The sequence below is a fragment of the Mesorhizobium sp. M0938 genome (genome assembly GCF_040319125.1).
Taxonomy (GTDB): Bacteria; Pseudomonadota; Alphaproteobacteria; order Rhizobiales; family Rhizobiaceae; genus Mesorhizobium; species Mesorhizobium robiniae.
Genome location: NZ_JAMYNS010000008.1, coordinates 1 through 19,802, shown reverse-complemented (window position 1 = coordinate 19,802; position 19,802 = coordinate 1). Strand labels below are relative to the sequence as shown.

17 protein-coding genes are annotated in these 19,802 nt (G+C 61.8%); 2 read left to right on the top strand and 15 right to left on the bottom strand.

Features of this window, described 5'->3' with window-relative positions:
- Nucleotides 1-46: 46 nt before the first annotated feature.
- The 4 genes from NKH73_RS15735 to NKH73_RS15720 form a co-directional block, all read right to left on the bottom strand.
- Entirely contained in the window at nucleotides 47-925 is an 879-nt protein-coding gene (locus tag NKH73_RS15735) for a carbohydrate ABC transporter permease (RefSeq protein WP_352933074.1), read from the bottom strand.
- Entirely contained in the window at nucleotides 922-1,809 is an 888-nt protein-coding gene (locus tag NKH73_RS15730) for a carbohydrate ABC transporter permease (protein WP_352933072.1), read from the bottom strand. The genes NKH73_RS15735 and NKH73_RS15730 overlap by 4 nt, the downstream gene beginning before the upstream one ends.
- A gap of 65 nt (nucleotides 1,810-1,874) precedes the next feature.
- The gene (locus NKH73_RS15725; protein WP_352933070.1) at nucleotides 1,875-3,149 is read right to left on the bottom strand and encodes an extracellular solute-binding protein; all 1,275 of its coding nucleotides are present in this window, start codon (nucleotides 3,147-3,149) and stop codon (nucleotides 1,875-1,877) included.
- Between the two features lie 180 nt (nucleotides 3,150-3,329).
- Entirely contained in the window at nucleotides 3,330-4,493 is a 1,164-nt protein-coding gene (locus NKH73_RS15720; RefSeq protein WP_352933068.1) for an ROK family transcriptional regulator, read from the bottom strand.
- Between the two features lie 153 nt (nucleotides 4,494-4,646).
- Here NKH73_RS15720 and NKH73_RS15715 point away from each other — a divergent pair, with 153 nt between their 5' ends.
- Nucleotides 4,647-5,795 (top strand): DSD1 family PLP-dependent enzyme, encoded by a 1,149-nt coding sequence (locus NKH73_RS15715; RefSeq protein ID WP_352933066.1) that lies wholly within the window; start codon nucleotides 4,647-4,649, stop codon nucleotides 5,793-5,795.
- Nucleotides 5,796-5,871: 76 nt separating this feature from the next.
- Here the strand turns inward: NKH73_RS15715 and NKH73_RS15710 are convergent, their stop codons facing one another.
- The 11 genes from NKH73_RS15710 to NKH73_RS15660 all read right to left on the bottom strand — a co-directional run bounded on the left by NKH73_RS15710 (nucleotide 5,872) and on the right by NKH73_RS15660 (nucleotide 18,688).
- Nucleotides 5,872-7,422: a cation:proton antiporter gene (locus tag NKH73_RS15710; protein WP_352933063.1), complete on the bottom strand. Its 1,551-nt coding sequence runs from the start codon at nucleotides 7,420-7,422 to the stop codon at nucleotides 5,872-5,874.
- 135 nt (nucleotides 7,423-7,557) lie between these two features.
- On the bottom strand, nucleotides 7,558-8,622 hold the full coding sequence (locus NKH73_RS15705) for an ABC transporter ATP-binding protein (protein WP_352933061.1): 1,065 nt from the start codon (nucleotides 8,620-8,622) through the stop codon (nucleotides 7,558-7,560).
- 14 nt (nucleotides 8,623-8,636) lie between these two features.
- Complete coding sequence (locus NKH73_RS15700; protein WP_352933059.1) at nucleotides 8,637-9,428, bottom strand: ABC transporter permease; 792 nt, start codon at nucleotides 9,426-9,428, stop codon at nucleotides 8,637-8,639.
- A complete protein-coding gene (locus tag NKH73_RS15695; protein ID WP_352933057.1) occupies nucleotides 9,425-10,414 on the bottom strand; it encodes an ABC transporter permease in 990 nt (329 codons plus the stop codon). The genes NKH73_RS15700 and NKH73_RS15695 overlap by 4 nt, the downstream gene beginning before the upstream one ends.
- A gap of 148 nt (nucleotides 10,415-10,562) precedes the next feature.
- Nucleotides 10,563-11,669: an ABC transporter substrate-binding protein gene (locus tag NKH73_RS15690; protein WP_352933055.1), complete on the bottom strand. Its 1,107-nt coding sequence runs from the start codon at nucleotides 11,667-11,669 to the stop codon at nucleotides 10,563-10,565.
- A 241-nt stretch (nucleotides 11,670-11,910) separates the two neighbouring features.
- Nucleotides 11,911-13,083 carry an iron-containing alcohol dehydrogenase gene (locus tag NKH73_RS15685; RefSeq protein ID WP_352933053.1) on the bottom strand — a complete coding sequence of 391 codons (1,173 nt, stop codon included), beginning with the start codon at nucleotides 13,081-13,083 and terminating at the stop codon, nucleotides 11,911-11,913.
- A 17-nt stretch (nucleotides 13,084-13,100) separates the two neighbouring features.
- Nucleotides 13,101-14,486, bottom strand: a complete 1,386-nt coding sequence (locus NKH73_RS15680) for an aldehyde dehydrogenase family protein (protein WP_352933051.1) — start codon at nucleotides 14,484-14,486, stop codon at nucleotides 13,101-13,103.
- 17 nt (nucleotides 14,487-14,503) lie between these two features.
- Nucleotides 14,504-14,866, bottom strand: coding sequence for a hypothetical protein (locus NKH73_RS15675; RefSeq protein WP_352933049.1), 363 nt, complete (start codon nucleotides 14,864-14,866; stop codon nucleotides 14,504-14,506).
- A gap of 3 nt (nucleotides 14,867-14,869) precedes the next feature.
- Nucleotides 14,870-16,240, bottom strand: coding sequence for a glutamine synthetase family protein (locus NKH73_RS15670; protein ID WP_352933046.1), 1,371 nt, complete (start codon nucleotides 16,238-16,240; stop codon nucleotides 14,870-14,872).
- Nucleotides 16,241-16,330: 90 nt separating this feature from the next.
- Complete coding sequence (locus tag NKH73_RS15665) at nucleotides 16,331-17,845, bottom strand: amino acid permease (RefSeq protein WP_352933044.1); 1,515 nt, start codon at nucleotides 17,843-17,845, stop codon at nucleotides 16,331-16,333.
- 21 nt (nucleotides 17,846-17,866) lie between these two features.
- Complete coding sequence (locus NKH73_RS15660) at nucleotides 17,867-18,688, bottom strand: N-formylglutamate amidohydrolase (protein ID WP_352933042.1); 822 nt, start codon at nucleotides 18,686-18,688, stop codon at nucleotides 17,867-17,869.
- 135 nt (nucleotides 18,689-18,823) lie between these two features.
- Between NKH73_RS15660 and NKH73_RS15655 the strand changes: the two genes are divergently transcribed.
- The gene (locus NKH73_RS15655; RefSeq protein WP_352933040.1) at nucleotides 18,824-19,651 is read left to right on the top strand and encodes a MurR/RpiR family transcriptional regulator; all 828 of its coding nucleotides are present in this window, start codon (nucleotides 18,824-18,826) and stop codon (nucleotides 19,649-19,651) included.
- Nucleotides 19,652-19,802: the final 151 nt, after the last annotated feature.

Here is a 19,802-nt window from a genome sequence, read left to right as displayed (position 1 = left end):
ATGCCTTTGTTGATGTTCGGATTGGAGCTTCGCGGGACGGTGCCGCTCAGCCCTTGGAGCCGGACATCGCGATGCCTTCGACGATCTTGCGCTGGAAGAGCAGGAAGAAGATGAGCGGCGGAAGTGCCGCGAGCAGGTTCGCCGCCATGACGATGTCCACGGTCACGTGTGAGAATGGCGCGTTGAACAGGCCGACAACCTGCCCGACCGTGTACATTTGCGGACTGGGCGCCACGATGAGCGGCCAGATGAAGTTACCCCAGGTCTGCATGAAGGTGAGAATGGCGAGCGTCACCAGCGCATTCCTCGACATCGGCAACGCGATGTGACGATAGATCTGAAAGTGGCTGGCGCCATCGAGCCGGGCCGCTTCGATCATTTCGCGCGGGATTGTCCGCATGAACTGGATCAGCATGAACAGGCCGAATGCGGAGGCGAGCCCCGGAACCACCAGTCCCTGCATGGTGTTCAGCCAGCCTAAGTTCGCCGTCAGGAGGTAGGTCGGGATGAGCGTGACCGCCGTCGGCACCATCAGCGAAAGCATGACGATCGCAAACATCGACCGCTTGCCGGGGAACTCGAACAACGCGAACTCAAACGCTGCCATCGAGCCAAACAGGAGCACGCCGGCGATCGTCAAAAGGCTGTAGGTGATCGAAATGTAATAGGCATGCAGATAGCCGGTTTCGCTGAGGATGGTGTTGATCTTGGCAATGCCGGCGCTAAGTGACGTCGGCAGCAGGCGCGGATTGATCGACACCGGAACGCCTGGCTCGGCGAACACCACATTGATCATCCAGACGATCGGGAAGACGGCGACGATCGCAACGCAGATGGCGACGGTCCACTTCAGGACCGTCCAGATCGACAGGTCCAGCGCATAATTTGGCGCGGCGGTTCGGATGAGCCCGACGTCGGTCGTCATGGCTGGTGGCCTTTCTTGCGCAGCGCGAACATCACCGCTGTCACGCTGACAATGACGGTGGTCAGGATGAAACCGTAGGCCGCCGCCTGGCCGAACTTCAGTTCGCCGAAGCCGCGGCCCATCATGTCCATGACCGGAAACAGCAGCGCATTCTGGCGTCCGCCATATTGGGAGAAGGACGACCCGGTCAGCAGCCACGGTGTGTCGAAGACCTGAAGAGCGGAGATCACGCCATAGGTCGTGACGAAGAACAGCACCGGGTAGAGCATCGGGATGGTGATGTAGAAAATCTCCTGCAGCTTGCTTGCGCCGTCGAGGCGGGCCGCCTCGTAATAGTGCCTGGGGATGTTCTTCATGCCGGCGAGGATGATGACCATGTTGAAGCCGGCCGACACCCAGACATCGACTGCGATAAGCGAATAGAGCATCGTCGAGGTGTCGTTGAGGAATTGCACCGAGGGCAGGCCGAACAGGCCGCGGATGGTGTTCAGGAGGCCGATATTAGGCGTGTAGATCCAGCGCCAGATTGTCGCCGCCAGGAACATCGGCAGGACCACCGGCATGAAGAAGATGCTGCGGAAGAAGTTCTGCCAAAAGCCCTTGAAGCTGTCGACCAGCAGCGCGAGGCAGAAGGCGACGGCGATGCCGACCGGTACGGTGATGGCGATGTAGGAACCGAGATTCCACATCGCCTTGGAGAAGTCGCGCGAATGAATGATGCGCTGGTAGTTGGCCAGGCCAACGAAGCGGGACGTTGTCGTCGCGTTCCAGTCGTAGAAGGAATAAACGAAGCCGCTGACGATCGGGTAGAGGAAGAACACCGCAAAGAGGGCCAGGAACGGAAACACCATCAAAAGGTGGGGGATATGTTTCTTGTCGAGCATGGTTATCCTCGATGCGGTCTCCGGCCAGGTGGGAGGTCCTGGCCGGAAAATCGGGAGGCTGAGCGTCAGCCGCCGGCCAGGCACTCGTTGAGCTCTTCGACAAGCTCCTTGGCGCCGTCCTGCGGAGAGACCCCGCCGTCGGCGACCGTCTGGGCATTATCGGTCAGGATGGAGCGGTAGCAGTTTGGATAGGCGCCCTTGAAATAGGGCGGCATGCCGTCGATCGCGTTTGCCGCCGCCTTGTTGGTGATGGCGATCAGCGGATCGCTGGCGACCGAAGGATCGGCCATTGCCGCTGCGCTCGCATTGTATCGCGACAAGAGTTTCGCCCAGCGCAGCATCTGCTCCTTGGCGGTGACATAGGCCGCAAATTCGAACGCGACCTGTGCATTCTTGTTTGGCGCAACGCCGATGAACTCATAGCCCTTGATGCCGCCATAGTCGCCTTCGGTCTTGCCGGGCACCAGCACGTAGTCATATTTCAAACCGGATGCCTTGGCCGCTTCCGCATAGGTCGGGTTGACCCACGGGCCGACCAGGTGGAAGGCGAGCTGGTTCGAGATGAACAGATCCTTGGTCGCCTGGTCGTTGCGGCTGGTGCCGCTGGTGTATGGCTGCATGTCGACGAACATCTGCAACGTTTGCGCATATTTCGCTTCATTGACCTTGGTCTTCTTGGTCTCGAAATCCGCACCCCACTCGTCAGGTGTCGCAACGCCCGAATAAGTGTCGACGATTGACTGCCAGGCCTGAGTCTGGTCCGGCACGGCGTATTTGCCGGAGGCCTTGACCTTTTCCATCTGCGACAGCCAGTCCGCCCAGTCCTTGATCGGTGCCGCTGTGTCGACCCCGGCATCCTTAAGGACGGTCAGATTGCGGAACATGAACGAGCCGTAGCCGGTATAAGGCAGGCAATACATCGTTTCGGGCTTGGGCGAACACATGGCGACAAGGGCCGGATCGAACGATTGGCGATACTCCTCGGGCATCGCCATGAACTCGGCATAGATGTTCTTGAGCGCGCCGGCCTCGACCAGCGTGGCGCCGACATTGACGCCGTTCATGAACACATCAGGAAGGTTCCCGGACGCAGCACCCGTGACCTGGCCGGTCGTCAGATCGTCGTCGCCCTTGCCGGAGATGTTGATGGTGACGTTCGGGTGGGTCTTGCGGAATTCCTCGATGAAGGTCTGCTGAAGCTTGAGCGCCTCACCCTGGGCGAAATCCGAATAGACCCAGTATTCCAGGGTGACGGGCTCCTGAGCGCGAGCGCCGCTGATCGTTGCGGCCGTGGCAAGCGCGACAGCGCAGGCCGCATGCATGTAACGTGTCGAAATCATTCAGACCTCCATTGTGGTTTACGGGTTCCCGATCGAGACGTGGCCCGGATCGACCCAAGGCGTTTCTGCTTCTTATTATGTTACGCACCTTAACAAACAAATTCAGACCCGCAAGTGGAAGCCGAACAAAATTGTTGTCGGAGCGACTGGAGGATAGCGATAAGGATCGAGTGGCACGGATCACTTGCCGACAAGCAACTCGCACGCATGGTCCGCGGCGATCTTCTCGATGCCGAGCACGGTTGCGTCGGCGCCGAGGCTGCTGGCATGGATTTCCGTCGGATAGCTCAGCCTGTCGACGGTCTCGCGGACATAGGGCAGCATGATCGCGTTGTCGCCGATGCCGCCGCCGAGCACGACAATTCCGGGGTCGACGACGCCGACGCAGGCCGAGACGATGGCGCCGATATCCTCGGCGTGACGCTTCACCTGGGCAAGGGCGGCGGCATGCCCCTCGCCGGCCAACGCAAAGAGCGCCGCCGTGTCGGCCGGTGCCGCCCCGGCATCCTGCGGCCAGGCTGCGCGGGTTCGCTGCATCAGCGCCTCTGCTCCGACATAGTCTTCCAGTCCGGCATTTTGCGGCCGCAGGCCAGGGCCCCACGGGAACGGCAGATGACCGATTTCGCCGGCGGCGCCGCTGCGACCGCGGATCAGGCGGCCGCCAAGCACCAAGCCCATGCCGATCTTCAGGCCGATCTGGATGTAGGCAAAATCATTCAGGCCTTGCGCGACGCCGTGGCTCTGCTCAGCCAGCGCCGCGCAGTTGACATTATTCTCGAGCAGCAGCGGAACGCCATCGGGCGGCGTAAAATGCGAGAACAGGTTCTCCTGGCCGGTCGCCGCCCGGGCCGCATTGTCGGCAACGACGCGGGAAGGCAGAGCGATGCCGAGAGCGCGCAACTTCCCCCAACCCGGCTCCGTCAGCGCCAACGTCGCCTCGACCTCCTCGGCAACTGCATGGCTGATCTCGGCGCCGAGATGACGCTGGTTGGACGACAGCCGGTAGACACGATGATGGAGAAGCCGCCTGTCGAGCGTGGTGACGCGCGTGCGTACATGGGTCGAGCCGGCGTCGATGGCGATCACATGGCCGGCACCGGCGCCTAACCGGTACATCGCTGCCTTGCGGCCAAGCGGACCCTGCACCTCGCCGATCTTCTCGACATAGCCGGCAGCGAAGAGCTCGGCGATCGAGGAAGACAATGTCGGCCGCGACAAACCAAGCGTCGAACCGAGTTGAGGTCGCGTCGCCGGGCCTGACTGGAAAAGCGTGCGGAACACGGAACGCGCGCTGGACGTGAAGGCAGCCCGAATGTCAGCCTCGCTCAACTGTTTCTGCTCCACACCGTCTTCCTAAAGTTAGGCCACTTGACAAAATCTATAGATGAGGCAATCCAGAACATCAAATCGATTGCCTTCGCGCAGACTGCCTGAAACCTGGCCAACTGAAAATCTTTGGGTAACCGGCAGCGCAAACCAACGGTGGAAAGAACCTGCATGACCGGCAGTCGCAACGATCTGGAAATTGGCTATGCCGTCCCCGCGGCGATAGGCGACGCGCTCGAGAATATTCAGACGCCGGCGCTGGTCATCGATCTCGACGCCTTTGAGCGGAATGTCGAGCGCATGCGGTGCCATGTCGAAAGCATGAATGTTCGGCTGCGCGCTCACGCCAAGACCCACAAATCCGCCGACATCGCTCTCTTCCAGATCGCCAAGGGCGGCGCCTGTGGCGTCTGCTGCCAGAAAGTGTCGGAAGCTGAGGCCCTGGTGCGCGAAGGCGTCGTGGACATCCTCGTCTCCAATCAGGTCACCGGCCCGCTCAAGATCGAGCGGCTGGCGCTACTTGCCGGCAGGGCGCGCGTTATTGTCTGCGTCGATGACGCCGCCAATGTCGCCGCACTGTCGAAGGCGGCACAGAGCGCAGGCTCAACAATCGAAGTCCTTGTAGAGATCGATTGCGGCGCCCGCCGCTGCGGTGTCCGGCCGGGCGCGCCGGCGGCCGACCTTGCGCGATCCATCGCCGCTTCGCCCAATCTGGTGTTTTCCGGTCTGCAAGCCTACCACGGCAGTGCACAGCACATCGTCGATCCGGCCGAGCGCCGGGCGGCGATCGCCGCTGCAATTGAAATGACGCGCGACACGGTGCGCTTGCTGGCGGAGTTGGGTCTCGAATGCCCGATCGTCGGCGGAGCTGGCACCGGCAGCTTCGACATGGAAGGCGGCTCCGGCGTCTACAACGAGCTGCAGTGCGGTTCCTACATCTTCATGGATGCCGATTATAGCCGGATCCGCGGCGATGACGGCGGCGTGGTCGGTGGCTTCGAACACGCACTCTTCGTGCTGAGTTCGGTCATGAGCAAGACGGTGCCGACACGTGCGGTGTGCGACGGCGGCCTCAAGGCATTGGCCGTCGACAGCGGTCTTCCACTGATCTTCGACCGGCCCGGCATTACCTACGTCGCCGCCAATGACGAGCATGGCAAGATCGACGATCCAGGCAACCTGCTCGCCATCGACGACCGGCTGCTCCTGGTGCCCGGGCACTGCGATCCGACCTGCAATTTGTATGACTGGTTTGTCGGCGTTCGCGACGGCAAGGTCGAGGCATTGTGGCCGGTAACGGCACGCGGAAAGCTCTATTGATGTCCATTGCCGACATTATGGGCTTCGGTCGCGCTGCGGCCACTTGGCATCGTACAAATGCGGCTAGAATCCCGCTCTAAGTCGTCAGCGGCTGGAATCGGCCGGGCGGGGAAGCAGCCAGTTCCGACCAGTCGAGTTCCTCCTCCAGCCGATGATATGCTTCGTCGCCAATCGTGCCGTCGATACGCAGCCGTTCCAACGCATCACGCTGGCTCTTGACGGCATAGAGGCGCAGCCTGTCGTACTCGGTTGCAGCCTGGGCATCGTCAGGGTTTTCGGCGATTACGCGCTGGGCGGTAAACTGCTCGCGGACTACGGCCGCTGCATCCGATGTCTTGCCGCTCAACACGTCGAGCGCAGCCTGCATGATGGCGACGCGCGCCTGTGCAACTTCGCGGTCGACCGTTTCGTCCGGATCGAGGCGGAGCAAACGGAGCAGCGGCTTCAGGCTCATGCCTTGCAGCACCAATGTGCCGAGAACGACCGAGAAAGCGGCGAGCACGATCGGATCGCGGCCGGGAAAGTCGGCCGGCAGGGCAAACGCTGCCGCAAGGGTGACTAGGCCGCGCATGCCGCACCAGCCGATCAGCACGCCGCCGCGAAACGACGGGGCTTCGGCCTGCCGGTTCGCGTCACCGAAGCTGGCAAGCCACCTCATGATGGCGCCGCATCCAAGCACCCAGACGAGCCGCGAAACAATGACGACTGCCAGCACGGCTGCGGCGAAGACGAACGCTTCGACCTGCCCCTGCTCGGCAAGCCGGCCGACGATCGATCGTGCCTGAAGTCCCATCAGGACGAAGGCCAGCACGTTGAGCACGAAGACCGCCGTCTCCCAGACCGAGTAGGAGCTGACGCGATTTCTGGCCGGCATGCGGCGCGGCGCAGTGCGCGCGATGGTCATGGCGTAAACGACGATCGTAATAATGGCGGAGAGCCCGATCCGGTCGGCCAGGATCCAGACGCCGAACGTCCCGGCAAATTGCACCACGGTGCCGCTCGCCGGGTCCTCGATGCGGGTGAGCGTGAGGAGAGACAATCGGCCGAGCACGTAACCGGCGGCAAGGCTGCCGACCGTCGACAGCAAGATCATCGGAACCGCGCTGCTCAGCAGGATGGAGCCGGCAGCTGCGGAAACCGCCATGCGATAGATCAGGAGTGCCGTGGCGTCGTTGAGCAGGCTTTCACCTTGCAGGATCGCCGTGATGCGGTGTGGCACCTTGAACTGCCCCAGCACGGCCGATGCCGCCACGGCATCGGGGGGCGCCACGATCGCACCAAGGGCGATGGCCGCGGCGACGGGTAGGCCCGCCATTGTCCATCCGACCAGCGCCACCGCCGCGGTTGTGAAGATGACGGCGCCAAGCGCCAGTAAGACAAGCGGCAGCCTATAGCGATTGAGGTCGCGCAGCGACGTGTCGTAGGCTGCGTCAAGAAGCACCGGCGCAATAAACAAAGCGAGCGCAAGTTCGGGATCGATCTCTATGGTCGGCGCAAACGGCAGGAAGGCGATGCCTACACCTGCCAAAGCCAGCAAGGAGGGATACGGAACCTGAAGACGTCGCGACAGCGCCGTCAGCGCGACGGCGGTCAGCAGGAGAACAAGGGTCAGCTCGAAAAGCGCCATGCCTCACCGTAGCGGCGAAGCCAGGCTAATGGCACTGCAAAAAAACGGCGACGGCTTCGGGTGCTGCTGAATGGTGGTTACATAGAATTTCGGCGCGTAAAGTGCATTCCTTGCCATTCACCATTCACTCTTCTCCTAGTGCAGCACCAGCATGTCGCTCGATGAAAAGGAAATCTCGGCCTTCTCGCCGACAGCGGGCGGCGGGGTGGCCGGGCTGTTGAACGTGTCGAGCGACACCGTGCTGCCGCCAATGCCGACGCGAACCCGGATAACCGAGCCGAGGAAATGCACTTCGGAGATTTCACCGGTAAGGCTTGCGTCGCGACCGGGCTGGCGGCCGAGCGAAATTGCTTCTGGCCGCAACGCCAGCGACAGCGTGTCCCCGGACTTGGAGCCGTTGAGCTTGCCCTTGAGCGCGAGCTCTTGGGCGTTGACGCGCACCTTGCCCGACGCCGCATCGGTGACGGTGCCTTCGAGCACGTTCAGCGTGCCGACGAAATTGGCGACAAACTTGCTTGCCGGCCGGTTGTAGATCTCGAACGGCGTGCCGACCTGCTCGGCCTTGCCGCCATACATGACGGCAATGCGATCCGAGATCGACAACGCCTCTTCCTGGTCGTGGGTGACGAAGATCGTGGTGATGCCGAGCCGCTTCTGGATCGAGCGGATTTCCTCGCGCAGCGACACGCGGACCTTGGCGTCGAGCGCCGACAACGGCTCGTCGAGCAGCAGGAGCTTCGGTTTCGGCGCAATCGCCCGCGCCAGCGCGATACGCTGCTGTTGGCCGCCGGAGAGCTGGTAGGGATAGCGGTCGCCCATCTGCGGCAGCTTGATGAGGTCGAGCATTTCGGCAACGCGCCTGTCGGCATCGGCCTTTGGCATGCCCGCAACCTTCAGTCCGAAGGCGATGTTCTGCGCCACGGTCAGATTCGGAAACAGCGCATAGGCCTGGAACACCATGCCGACATTGCGCTGGTTAGGCTTCAGCCTTGTGATGTCCTTGCCGGCGACGACGATCTTGCCGGCGCTCGGCTCCTCGAAGCCGGCAACCATGCGCAGCACCGTCGTCTTGCCGCAGCCCGATGGTCCGAGGAAGGAGACGAATTCGCCCGGCTCGACGTCGAGGTTGAAATCCTGGACCACGGTGGTGGGGCCGAAAGATTTTCGGACATGCTGGATGGAGAGGAATGGCTCGGCCATGGCTTTTCTTTCGATCAGTTCGGGCGGTTCGCCGACTTCGGCGCGAAGCGGGACAGGATCTGGATCAGCGACATGCAGCCCCAGGTGATGGCGAAGGCAATGATGGCAAGGGCCGCCGGCTCGTAGGCACGATTGGCGCCGATATTCTGCAAATAAGGACCAAAGGCTGGTCGGTTGAGCAGGCTGGCCATGGTGAATTCGCCGATGACGATGGCAAAGGTAAGAAAGGCGCCTGACAGCACTGCGATCAGCACATTGGGCAGGATGACGCGGGTGATGATCGTGCCCCAGCCGGCGCCGAGGATCTGCGCCGCCTCCGTCAGCGTTCTGACGTCGATGGTGCGCAGCCCGGTATCGACGGCGCGGTACATATAGGGCAGCGCCAGCGTCGCATAGCCGATGACCAGCAGGGCGTTGGTGCCCGTATCGCTCGCCAGGAATGGCAGCGGCGAGTTCGATCCGTACATTCTGATGTAGCCAAAGACGATGACGATGGCCGGGATGACCAGCGGCAGCAGCGTGATAAACTCTACGATCGGTCTCAGTTGCGGCAGCCGCAGCCGGATCCAGTAAGCGGTGGGCACGACGATCAGCACGCCGAGGATGATGGTAAAGACAGCGGCAAGCACCGAATAGCCGAAAGTCGCCTGGAAGCGGGGGTCGCCAAGCACGACCTTATAGGCATCGAAGGAATAGACGCCGCGCCGCATGCGCATCGAAAATTCCACGGTCGCGATCAGCGGAATGAAGAAATAGGCCGCGCCCAGCGCGAAGACGACCCAGGCCCAGAAACGTCCGCTCTTCATTTGAGCCACCTCTCGCTTCGCGTCCGGAACCAGATGTAAAAGACGTTGGCAAGGCCGGTGATGACGATCATGCCGAAGGCAATGGCATAGCCGAGATGCGGGTTGTGCAGCACGTCACCGCGGATCTGCGCATAAAGCACGATGGGAATGATGTTGAGCGACGAGCCTGTCAGCGCGTAGGCGGTGGCGATAGCGCCGAAGGCGTTGGCGAACAGCAGGATGACGGTGCCGAGAAAACTCGGCCAGATCACCGGGATGACGACCATGCGCCAGTATTGCGCGGTGGTGGCGCCAAGCGTCGCGGCCGCCTCGCCCCATTCCTTCTTCAGTCCGTCGATCGCCGGTGTGATGATGACCACCATCAGCGGGATCTGGAAATAGACATAGGTCAACGTCAGGCCCCAGAACGACAGGATGTTGAAGCCGTGGGCGTAGATGTTGAAGCCGAACACGGTGTTCAGGATCACTGTCGCGAGGCCGAGGCGGCCGAGCGTGGCAAGGAAGGCGAAGGCCAGCGGCACGCCGGCGAAATTCGAAGCCACGCCGGAAAAGGTCAGCGTCGCCGACCGTATCCAGTTCGGCAGGCCGCCGCGCACGATGGCAATGGCAATGGCCAGACCGGCAAATGCGCCGATGAGCGACGAAGCAAGGCTGATCTTGATCGAGATCCAGTAGGCGGCAAGGATGCTGGGCAGCCTGCAGTTTCCATCGACCCAGGAGATCCAGGAATCGTACTGGCACCGCATGTATTTCGACAGGTTGGGCGGGTCGAAGATACCGACGATATTGTCGAAGGTGAATGCGCCGGCATCGTTCTGGAACGCGCCGAGCACCAGATAGAGCGTGGGCAGGACCAGGAACATGATGGCGAAGATGAAGAACGGCGCCACGCCCAACCATTGCGTCGGTAGCCGAAACGCGCGCGCCTCGCTGGGCGGCGCCGTCTTCCCGGCAATCGCGTGATCGGAAAGCGAGAGATCGGTCATGCGCCGGCTACCGTCTTATCGCAGCGGCCCAAAAATCGAACTCGATTTTCGGAAAGTACGATGCGAAAATTTGAGTGCTAGAACGTACTTTGTGCGTCGCTCTAGTGGAATACCGGGCGGCAATGAAGCCGCCCGGCGGTTTTCAATCTTACTGAACGTTGGCGCCGACGACGGCGTCCCAGTTCTTGGTAATGGCTTCCTTGGCCTTGCCCTGCTCCTCGAGCGTCGGGAACACCGCGGCCTCATACGATGCGGCCGGCGGCAGCTTGGCCAGCACGTCCTCCGGGATCTTGCCGTTCTTGGCGAGATCGTTGAAGCGGATCGGATGGCAATAGCCCTTCAGCCAGCCGATCTGGCCTTCGTCGGAATAGAGATATTCCATCCAGAGCTTGGCTGCGTTCGGATGCGGCGCATAGGCGCTGATCGCCTGCACGTAGACACCGGCGACGACGCCGGTCTTCGGCACGACGACGTCGACCGGCGGGTTGCCGTTCAGCGTGTCGCGGCCGGCAAGCGCATTGTAGTCCCAGTTGATCAGGATCGGCGTCTGACCCTGCGCAAGCGTCGCCGGCTTACCGATGACCGGCACGAAATTGCCGGCGGCATTGAGCTTCTTGAAGAAGTCGAGGCCGGCAGTACCTGCGGCTTCACCGGCCGCAGCGCCGCTTGAAAGACCGGCGGCATACACCGCCTGGATCGCCTGGTTCGAGGCGCGCGGATCCCCGGCGAGTGCGACGGCGTTGGCGTATTCCGGCTTAAGAAGATCGGCCCAATCGGCCGGCACTTCCTTGACCAGATCCTTATTCACCATCATCGACAGAACGCCGTAATAGTCACCGTACCAGGCGCCATCGGCATCCTTGGCGCTGTCGGGGATCGAGTCCCAAGTCGACACCTTGTAGGGCATCAACAGGCCGTCGGCCTTGGCAGTCGGGCCGAAGGACAGGCCGACGTCGATCACGTCGGGCGCCTGCGGGCCCTTATTGTCCTTGTTGGCCTTGATCGCCTCGATCTCATCGCCGGAGCCGGCATCGGGGTTGAGCTCGTTGACGGTGATTTCCGGATATTTCGCCTTGAAGCCGGCGATCACGGCGCCATAGCCGCACCAGTCATGTGGCAGCGCGATGGTGGTGAGCTGGCCTTCCGCCTTGGCAGCGGCAACCAGTTCATCCATGGACTGGGCCGACGATATGGCAGAGGTCGCCATCAGGGCGACGGCCGTAAGGGAAAGCACTTTTCCCGTGAATTTGAACATGTGTTCTCTCCGTTGAACTGACGCCGTTGAGCGCCTGCGATGGGCTATCGTTTTCGTGTGACAGCCAGATGAAAGCTTTGTGAAGCGATGCCCTGCAGTACGAAAAAGTAAACGCTTTTTAACCTGTTGTAGCAATCGCTCCGCGATTCTTTTTCCGGCTAACTAGTTTCGGCCTTGCCTTCATCCTTTCCCCTTTCTTTGCCCTCAATTCCCAGATCGATTTCTCGGCGTAAAAACCGTCTCAGACGGTGCCCGCAATCGCGTTTTCGAGCAGCGTCAGCGCGGCCTTCTTGGTCAACTTGACCGGGTTGCCGCCGGCGGTCGGATCGACCACCGCCATGTCGGCGATCAGGCCCCTGCGCTTCTTGTCCATGTCGAGCCCCTTGATCAGGCCCGGCAGCGCGTGCGGCACCTTCAGTTCCTTGCGCAGCTTGATGACCGCCTTGGCGAAACCATCGAAACCACCCTTGATGCCGCAATAAGCGGCGAGCCGGGCGATGCGCACCTCAATGGCCTCGCGGTTGAAGGCGAGCACATAAGGCATGAACACGGCGTTGGTCATGCCGTGATGGGTGTCGTAGAGCGCACCGATCGGATGCGACAGCGAGTGGATGGCGCCTAGCCCTTTCTGGAAGGCGGCGGCACCCATGGCGGCCGCACTCATCATATGCGCGCGGGCGACGAGATCCTTGCCGTTGGCGTAGGCTTTCGGCAGGTTCTCGAAGACGAGCCGCACGCCTTCGACAGCGATGCCGTCGGCCATCGGATGATAGCCCGGCGCGCAGTAGGCTTCGAGGCAGTGAGCGAGCGCATCCATGCCGGTACCGGCGGTGATGAAGCTAGGCATGCCCACCGACAATTCCGGATCGGCGATGACGATCGCCGGCAAAAGTTTTGGATGGAAGATGACCTTCTTCGTGTGAGTCGCTTCATTGGTGATGACGGCAGCGCGGCCGACCTCCGAACCGGTGCCAGCCGTCGTCGGCACGGCGATGATCGGTGCGATCGCATCGGAATTGGCGCGCGTCCACCAGTCGCCGATATCCTCGAAATCCCAGACCGGCCGCGTTTGGCCCGCCTGGAAGGCGATCAGCTTGCCGAGGTCGAGTGCCGACCCGCCGCCGAAGGCGATGATGCCGTCATGCTTGCCCTTCTTGAACACGGAAATGCCAGCGGTCAGGTTGGACTCGACCGGGTTCGGCTTGACCTCGGAGAACACCCCATAGGGAACCTTGGCATCGTCGAGCATCTTCAGTGTCGAGGCGACGACCGGCAGCTTGGCCAGCCCCGGATCGGTGACGAAGAGCGGCCGCTTGATGCCGGCGGCATCAAGCACATCAGGCAACTCCTTGATGCGCCCCGCACCGAAGCGCACGGTCGTCGGGTAATTCCATTTGGAAATGAGTTTTGACATTTTGTTCTTTCAGAAAATCAGATGGCTTCACGCAGATGATATGATTTCGGCCTCGTCAGATTGTCGTAGCCGATGGCCGACAGGGCCGCGCCCTTGCCGGTGTCCTTGACGCCGGTCCAGACCAGCGCCGGATCAAGATAGTCGCAGCGGTTCATGAACACGGTGCCGGTCTCGACGCGGTCTCCGATCGCCACCGCATGCTCGGTGTCGCGGGTCCAGATCGACGCCGTCAGCCCGTAGGGGCTGTCGTTCATCAGCGCGATCGCTTCCTCGTCGTTGCGCACCTTCATGATGCCGACGATCGGCCCAAAGCTTTCCTCGCGCATCACGCTCATCTGATGATCGACTTCGGTCAGCACTTCCGGCGCCAGATACGGCGAGCCCGGCTCGTCGTTGCCAACCTTCATGTTGATGAGCGCCTTGGCACCCTTGCGCAGCGCCTCGGCCTTCTGTTCGCGGATCAGGTCGGCGAAGCGCGCCTGTGCCATCGGCCCCATCGTCGTCGCCTGGTCGAGCGGGTTGCCGACGACGTAGGTCCTGGTTTCGGCGATGAAGCCTTCGACGAATTCGTCATAGACCTTCTCGTGGACATAGACGCGCTCGATGCCGCAGCAGCACTGGCCGGAATTGTAGAACGCGCCGTCGACCAAATTGGCGACGGCATGATCCATCTTGGCATCGGCCAGGACATAGGCCGGGTCCTTGCCGCCGAGTTCGAGGCCGAGCGTCATGAAGGTGCCTGCCGCAGCCTTTTCGATCGCGCGGCCGCCGGCAACCGACCCGGTGAAGTTGACATGGTCGATCTTGCCCGAACCGAGCAGCCTTTCGGTCTGGGCGTGGTTCATGACGATGTTCTGGAACAGGCCCTTCGGGAGGCCGGCTTTGTCGAAGGCCTGTTGAAAGCGTTCGCCGACCAGCAGCGTCTGTGCCGCGTGCTTGAGGATGACGGCGCTGCCGGCCATCAGCGCCGGCACGATGGTGTTGACGGCGGTGAGATAGGGATAGTTCCACGGCGCGATCACCATGACGACGCCGAGCGGCACCTTCTTCACATAGCGGCGAAACCCGTCCTTCGGATTGGAGGCCAGGACCGGCTTGAGTGCCGCCTCGGCGATTTCGACCATGTAGTGGGTGCGCTCCCTGACGCCGCCGAACTCGCCGCCATAACGCACCGGGCGGCCCATCTGCCAGGCGATCTCCGGGACGATCTCGTCGGTCATGGCGACTAGCGCTTCCAGCATGGCCAACATGTACTTGCCGCGCTCGACGACCGGCGTCTCAGCCCATTTCTCCTGCGCCGCCTTGGCACGTTCGACCGCGGCATTGATTGCCTGATCCGTGGCGATTGGCCGCTCGGCATAGATCGAGCCATCGACGGGAGATTTGAGTTTCACGGTTTCCACTTACGCACTCCTGGGTCTCATTCTTCTAAGACGGCTACCGTGCCGAACCATACGTCTCCAACGTCTGGATCATGCATCCCTTTCGACAGCCATTTCTTCACGACATTCTCGATTATCTCATCGGATATTGTTCCGTACTGGTAATCAGCGGCCCAGGTTTGACCCTGGCCGGTTATCGGGACCGCTCCCCTTGCTAGCAGGCCTTTCAGGGCCTGCCTTGTGAACTCCTTAAGATCCTCGCCTTCGAATTCAAATTCATGCCGCCCAACTGGGATGATTTGCCATAGGCCTACCGCATCGATGTCCAGTTCGTTTGGAACAAGCGTAATCCATTCTGCTGCGGACATGCCGTGGCCGCGATGGCGCTTGTTCCAATCCATTGCCTAGTACCGCTCGAACCCCCTGTGCAGCTCCCAGTCCGTAATGCGGCGATCGTATTCGAACTGCTCCCAGCGCGCCGTATGGACATAATGTTCGAGCACGCCGTCACCGAACGCCTGCTTCAGCATCTCCGATTTCGCCAGCGTCTCGGTCGCGTCGCGCAGGGTCTTCGGAATTTCCGGCAGCTGCGAGGCCTGATAGGCATCGCCAACGAAGGGCTTTTGCAATTCTAGCTTTTCGTCGATGCCGGCAAGCCCGGCCGCAATCAGCGCGGCGAAGGCAAGGTAAGGGTTGAGGTCGGCGCCACCGATACGGCATTCCATGCGGATGCCCTTGGTGCCCTCGCCGCACAGGCGGAAGCCGGCGGTTCGATTGTCCTCGCTCCACATGATTTTGGTCGGCGCGAAGGTGCCGGCCTGGAAACGCTTGTAGGAATTGATGTAGGGCGCCAGGAACCAGGTGAATTCCTTCGCGTATTTGAGTTGGCCGGCCGCCCATTGCTGACCGAGCGTCGACAGAGTCCATTCAGCATTCTTGTCGTAGAAAAGCGGCGTCTTGCCGTCAGCGCTCCACAGCGAATTGTGGATGTGGCTGGAATTGCCGGCCAGCCCGTAATTGTACTTGGCCATGAACGAGATCGCCTTGCCTTCGGACTCGGCGATTTCCTTGGCGCCGTTCTTCAGGATGACGTGGCGGTCGGCCATGTCGAGCGCCTCGGCATAGCGCACATTGATCTCTTCCTGGCCCGGTCCCCACTCGCCCTTGGAGTTCTCGATCGGGATGCCGGCAGCCTCCATCTCGTTGCGCAGCCGGCGCATGACGCCTTCTTCCTTGGTCGTGATGCCGATCTGGTAGTCGCCGATATAGGGCGAGGCTGTGTCGAGGCCCTGCCAGTGCTTCTTGCGGGCGGAATCATAGGTCTCGCTGAACAGATAGAATTCGAGTTCGGAGGCGAAATAACCGATATAACCGCGCTCGCTCAGCCGCTTGATCTGCTTCTTCAGGATGCCGCGCGGCGAATGCGGCAGGTCATCATGGGTGTGGTGGTCGAGCACGTCGCAGATCACCAGCGCCGTCTTTTCCAACCATGGAATGCGCCGCAGCGTCGACAGATCCGGCTTCATGACGAAGTCGCCGTAACCCTTGGACCAGCTCGCCGCCTTGTAGCCGGGCACCGGTTCCATATCGATGTCGGCGGCCAAGAGATAGTTGCAGCCATGCGTCTCGTCATGGGCGGAGTCAACGAAATACTGGGCCAGGAACCGCTTTCCCGCCAGCCGGCCCTGCATGTCGACGATGCAGGCCAGCACCGTGTCGACCTCGCCGCTGGAGACCGCCTTCTTCAACTGATCGAACGAAAAATTTCCGGCCATTCTTTCACGCTCCGCCGCCTTTATGGCGCTTCGAGAGTTCAAATCTGGACCCGGCCGCGGGAAGCGGCCGGGTGTTTTAGTTCCGACAGATCAGGCTTTCTGCGCGTGCTCCAGCGCGAACTCTTCTTCCGGCGACAGGATCAGCTTATGACGGCCGACCAGCCCGAAATAGACGATCGCGATGGCGAACCACAACGCGACCCACACCACGCCCTTGGTGAAGTTCGCATCCTGAATCTGGTAAAGCAGAGTGACCACGCCGATGACGATCGTCAGCACGGCGCCTGGGACGCCGAGCGGGCTGCGATAGGGACGTTCCATGTTCGGCTGGTTCCGGCGCAGCAGGATGAAGGACACCGCCTGCAGGATATAAGAGAACATGGCGCCGAACACCGCCATGTTCAGCAGCACCGAGCCGATGAGCGAACCGGCTGTAGCGCCGCCAAGCGCGAACCACATGATCAGCATGATGCCGAAACCGACGATCGCGCCCGCAAACATCGCCACATATGGCGTCTTGTAGGATTTGTGGGTGACCGACAGCGCGGACGGGAAATAGCCCGCGCGGCTCAGCGAATAGACCTGGCGGCCCATGGCGAAGATGATGGTGTGGAAGCTTGCGATCAATCCAATCAGCGCGATGACGCCAAGCAACACTGCGCCCGAGTCGCCATAAATCGCCCTGAACCCATCAAGCAAAGGCTCGCCGGAAGTGGCGAGCTTGAAGGAACCGACTCCGATGACCGACGGGTTGAGCAGCACGATCATGAAGGCCGAGACGATCAGCGTCAGCATGCCGGCGATAATGCCACGCGGCATGTCGCGCTTGGGGTCGACCGATTCTTCCGCCGCCAGCGGAAGCTGCTCGATCGCCAGGAACAGCCACACCGCGAAGGGCAACGTCGCCAGCACGCCCGACAAGCCGAACGGGAACATCGAGCCATTGCCTTCGGGAAGTTCCATCGCCGCTCCGTCCGGACCGACGCCGATGTTCAGCGCCCAGCGCGAAAAGTCCATGCTCGGGATAGCGCTGATCCAGAAGACGATCAGCACGGCAAGCGATAGCAGCGTCACGATCAGGGTGACGCGGAAGGACAGCGCGACGCCGAAAATGTTCAACGCCAGGAACACGGCATAGGTCACCAGCCACCAGAGTGGTGGCCAAACGCTGGAGTCGGGAAAGGCGACCGACCAGATGCCCCCCATGTAAGAGCCAATGAAGAAGGCGATCACGGCCGGCGTCACGACATACTCGACGTTTTCGCAAAGCCCGGTGATGAAGCCGCCCCACGGCCCCATCGCCGTCCGGGCGAAGGAGTAGGCAGCGCCGGTGTGCGGCAGGGCCGGGCTCATCTCGGCGATCGAGAAGACGAGGCCGATATACATGATGGCAATGATGATGCCGGCCACCAGCATGCCGCCCCAGCCGCCGGTCCCGAATCCGAAATTCCAGCCCGAGAAATGTCCTGAGATGACGGCACCGACGCCGAGTGCCCACAGATGCCAGACATTGGCATGACGCACCAGTTGCCGGTCCTCGAAATAAGATTTGTCGCGCTTCGCATATGCGACGCTGCCGACTTGCTTCGTATTACCGCCTGCCATTTGAAAGTCCCCTTCTTCTTGTCAGTTGACCGGTTCCACTGGATGACCGAGCCCGCGCCGGCCAGATCCCTGGGGTCCGGATGACGGCTCGATATCGGAAAAAATGCCCGTGAGCAGATCCGCCCATTTTCGCTGCCCGGCTTCGTCGGATACTTGGTCGTTGCGGATTTCGATCATCGCGCAGGGTAGCCCCCGCGGGCGCGCGTGGCGTTCCAGCGTGAAATATACGCGGTCGGCCGGCGAATAGGGTTCGTTGACGCCGACCGTGACGCCGGCGAGCCGCTGCAGCGCAGCGATAAGCGGTGCTGCCAGCCGCCGATCCTCGTCATGGATAATGCCGATGTGCCAGGGCCGGCTCGTGCCGTTGTAGACCGGGGTGAAGGAATGGATTGAAACCAGTCGCGTCTCGAGCCCGTGCGCCAGCCTGTTGTCGATGATGCTCGCAACCTCATCATGGAAGGGTTGCCAGGCTAGGGCGATGCGCACGGCGCGCTGCTTTTCCGACAGGCCGGCATTGCCCGGAATGGCCGTGGTCTCGCTGACCGGCGGCACCAGGTCGGGCGCATCCAGTGGCCGGTTGCAGTCGATGACAAGCCGCGAAACGCAGGTTTCGACCAGCGTCGCGTCGAGCGCCTCGGCCATGCGGCGAGCGACCGGCAGCGCGCCGGGGTCCCAGGCGATGTGGCGGGAAAGCTGCTCGGCAGCAAGGCCGAGCGTTCCGAATTCCGGCGGCAGGAAGTTGGAGGCGTGGTCGCAGGTCAGCACGAAAGGGCTCGAACCGCCAGGGTTGGTCACCCTCACGGTTTCAGGCGATGCAAGGCTGGCGGGCCGTGCTGTCTCCATTGTCCTGTCGTCCCCAGGGAGCGCTGTATCGTATGTTACGTATTTTGCCTCATTGCGTCCCTGTGGATGATTTCATACAGTTTGTCGGGCTTTGTCAAACGCGATTTCGGCAAAGCGGCCAAGGGTGGGGAAAAGATGATTTCGAGTATTGCCGAACTGATCTCGGACCGCATCGGCGCGATGCCGGCGGGCGAGCGCCGCGCAGCGCAAACGCTGATCGCCAGCTACCCGCTGATTGGCCTGAAAACGGTCGCCGAGTTCTCAGCTGCCGCCGGCGTCTCCTCACCGACGATCCTGCGTTTCGTCGCCCGGCTCGGCTTCCAGAATTATCCGGAGTTCCAGTCGGCGCTGCAGGACGAACTGGCGGCGCAACTGCAGTCGCCAGCGTCACGGACACTCAACCAGCCATCGCCGAACGGCGGCGCGGTGTCGCCGATGCTGGAGGCGACGCTCGACAACATGCGCGAGACGTTCAGGCATCTGTCCGACAAACAGCTTGCCGATATCGTCGCAAAGCTTGCCGACCGACGCGGCAAGACGTTCCTGATCGGCGGCCGCTTCACCGATCCGCTGGCGCGCTACATGGCCGCCCACCTCGCCATCGTCCAGCCCAACGTCTTTCACCTCGCCGGACAGGAAAGCGTCTGGCGCGATCGGCTCATCGACATGGGCAAGCGCGACGTGCTGGTGATCTTCGACATCAGGCGCTACCAGGATAGCCTGGTCCGTTTCGCTGAGACGGCGCACCAGCGCGGCGTGCAGATCGTGTTGTTCACCGACCAGTGGCTGTCGCCGATCGCCCGCTTTGCCCGCCATGTCATCGCCGGACGAACCGCTGTGCCCTCGGCCTGGGATTCCTCCGCGGCTCTTTTCGTCGTGGCCGAAACGCTGATTGGCGCCGTCACCCGGCAGCTCGAGGCCGACGGCGCCAAACGCATCCGCGAGCTGGAAGGCCTAAGGTAGGGCCGACGCGGCCCGAATTCGACGACATGGTCGCTTCCGCGCCGGAGAAGGCGACCGGCGCGCCCAAACGCAAACGGCCCGCTTGAAGCGGGCCGTTTTTGTGTTTGGTTGCGGGGACAGGATTTGAACCTGTGACCTTCAGGTTATGAGC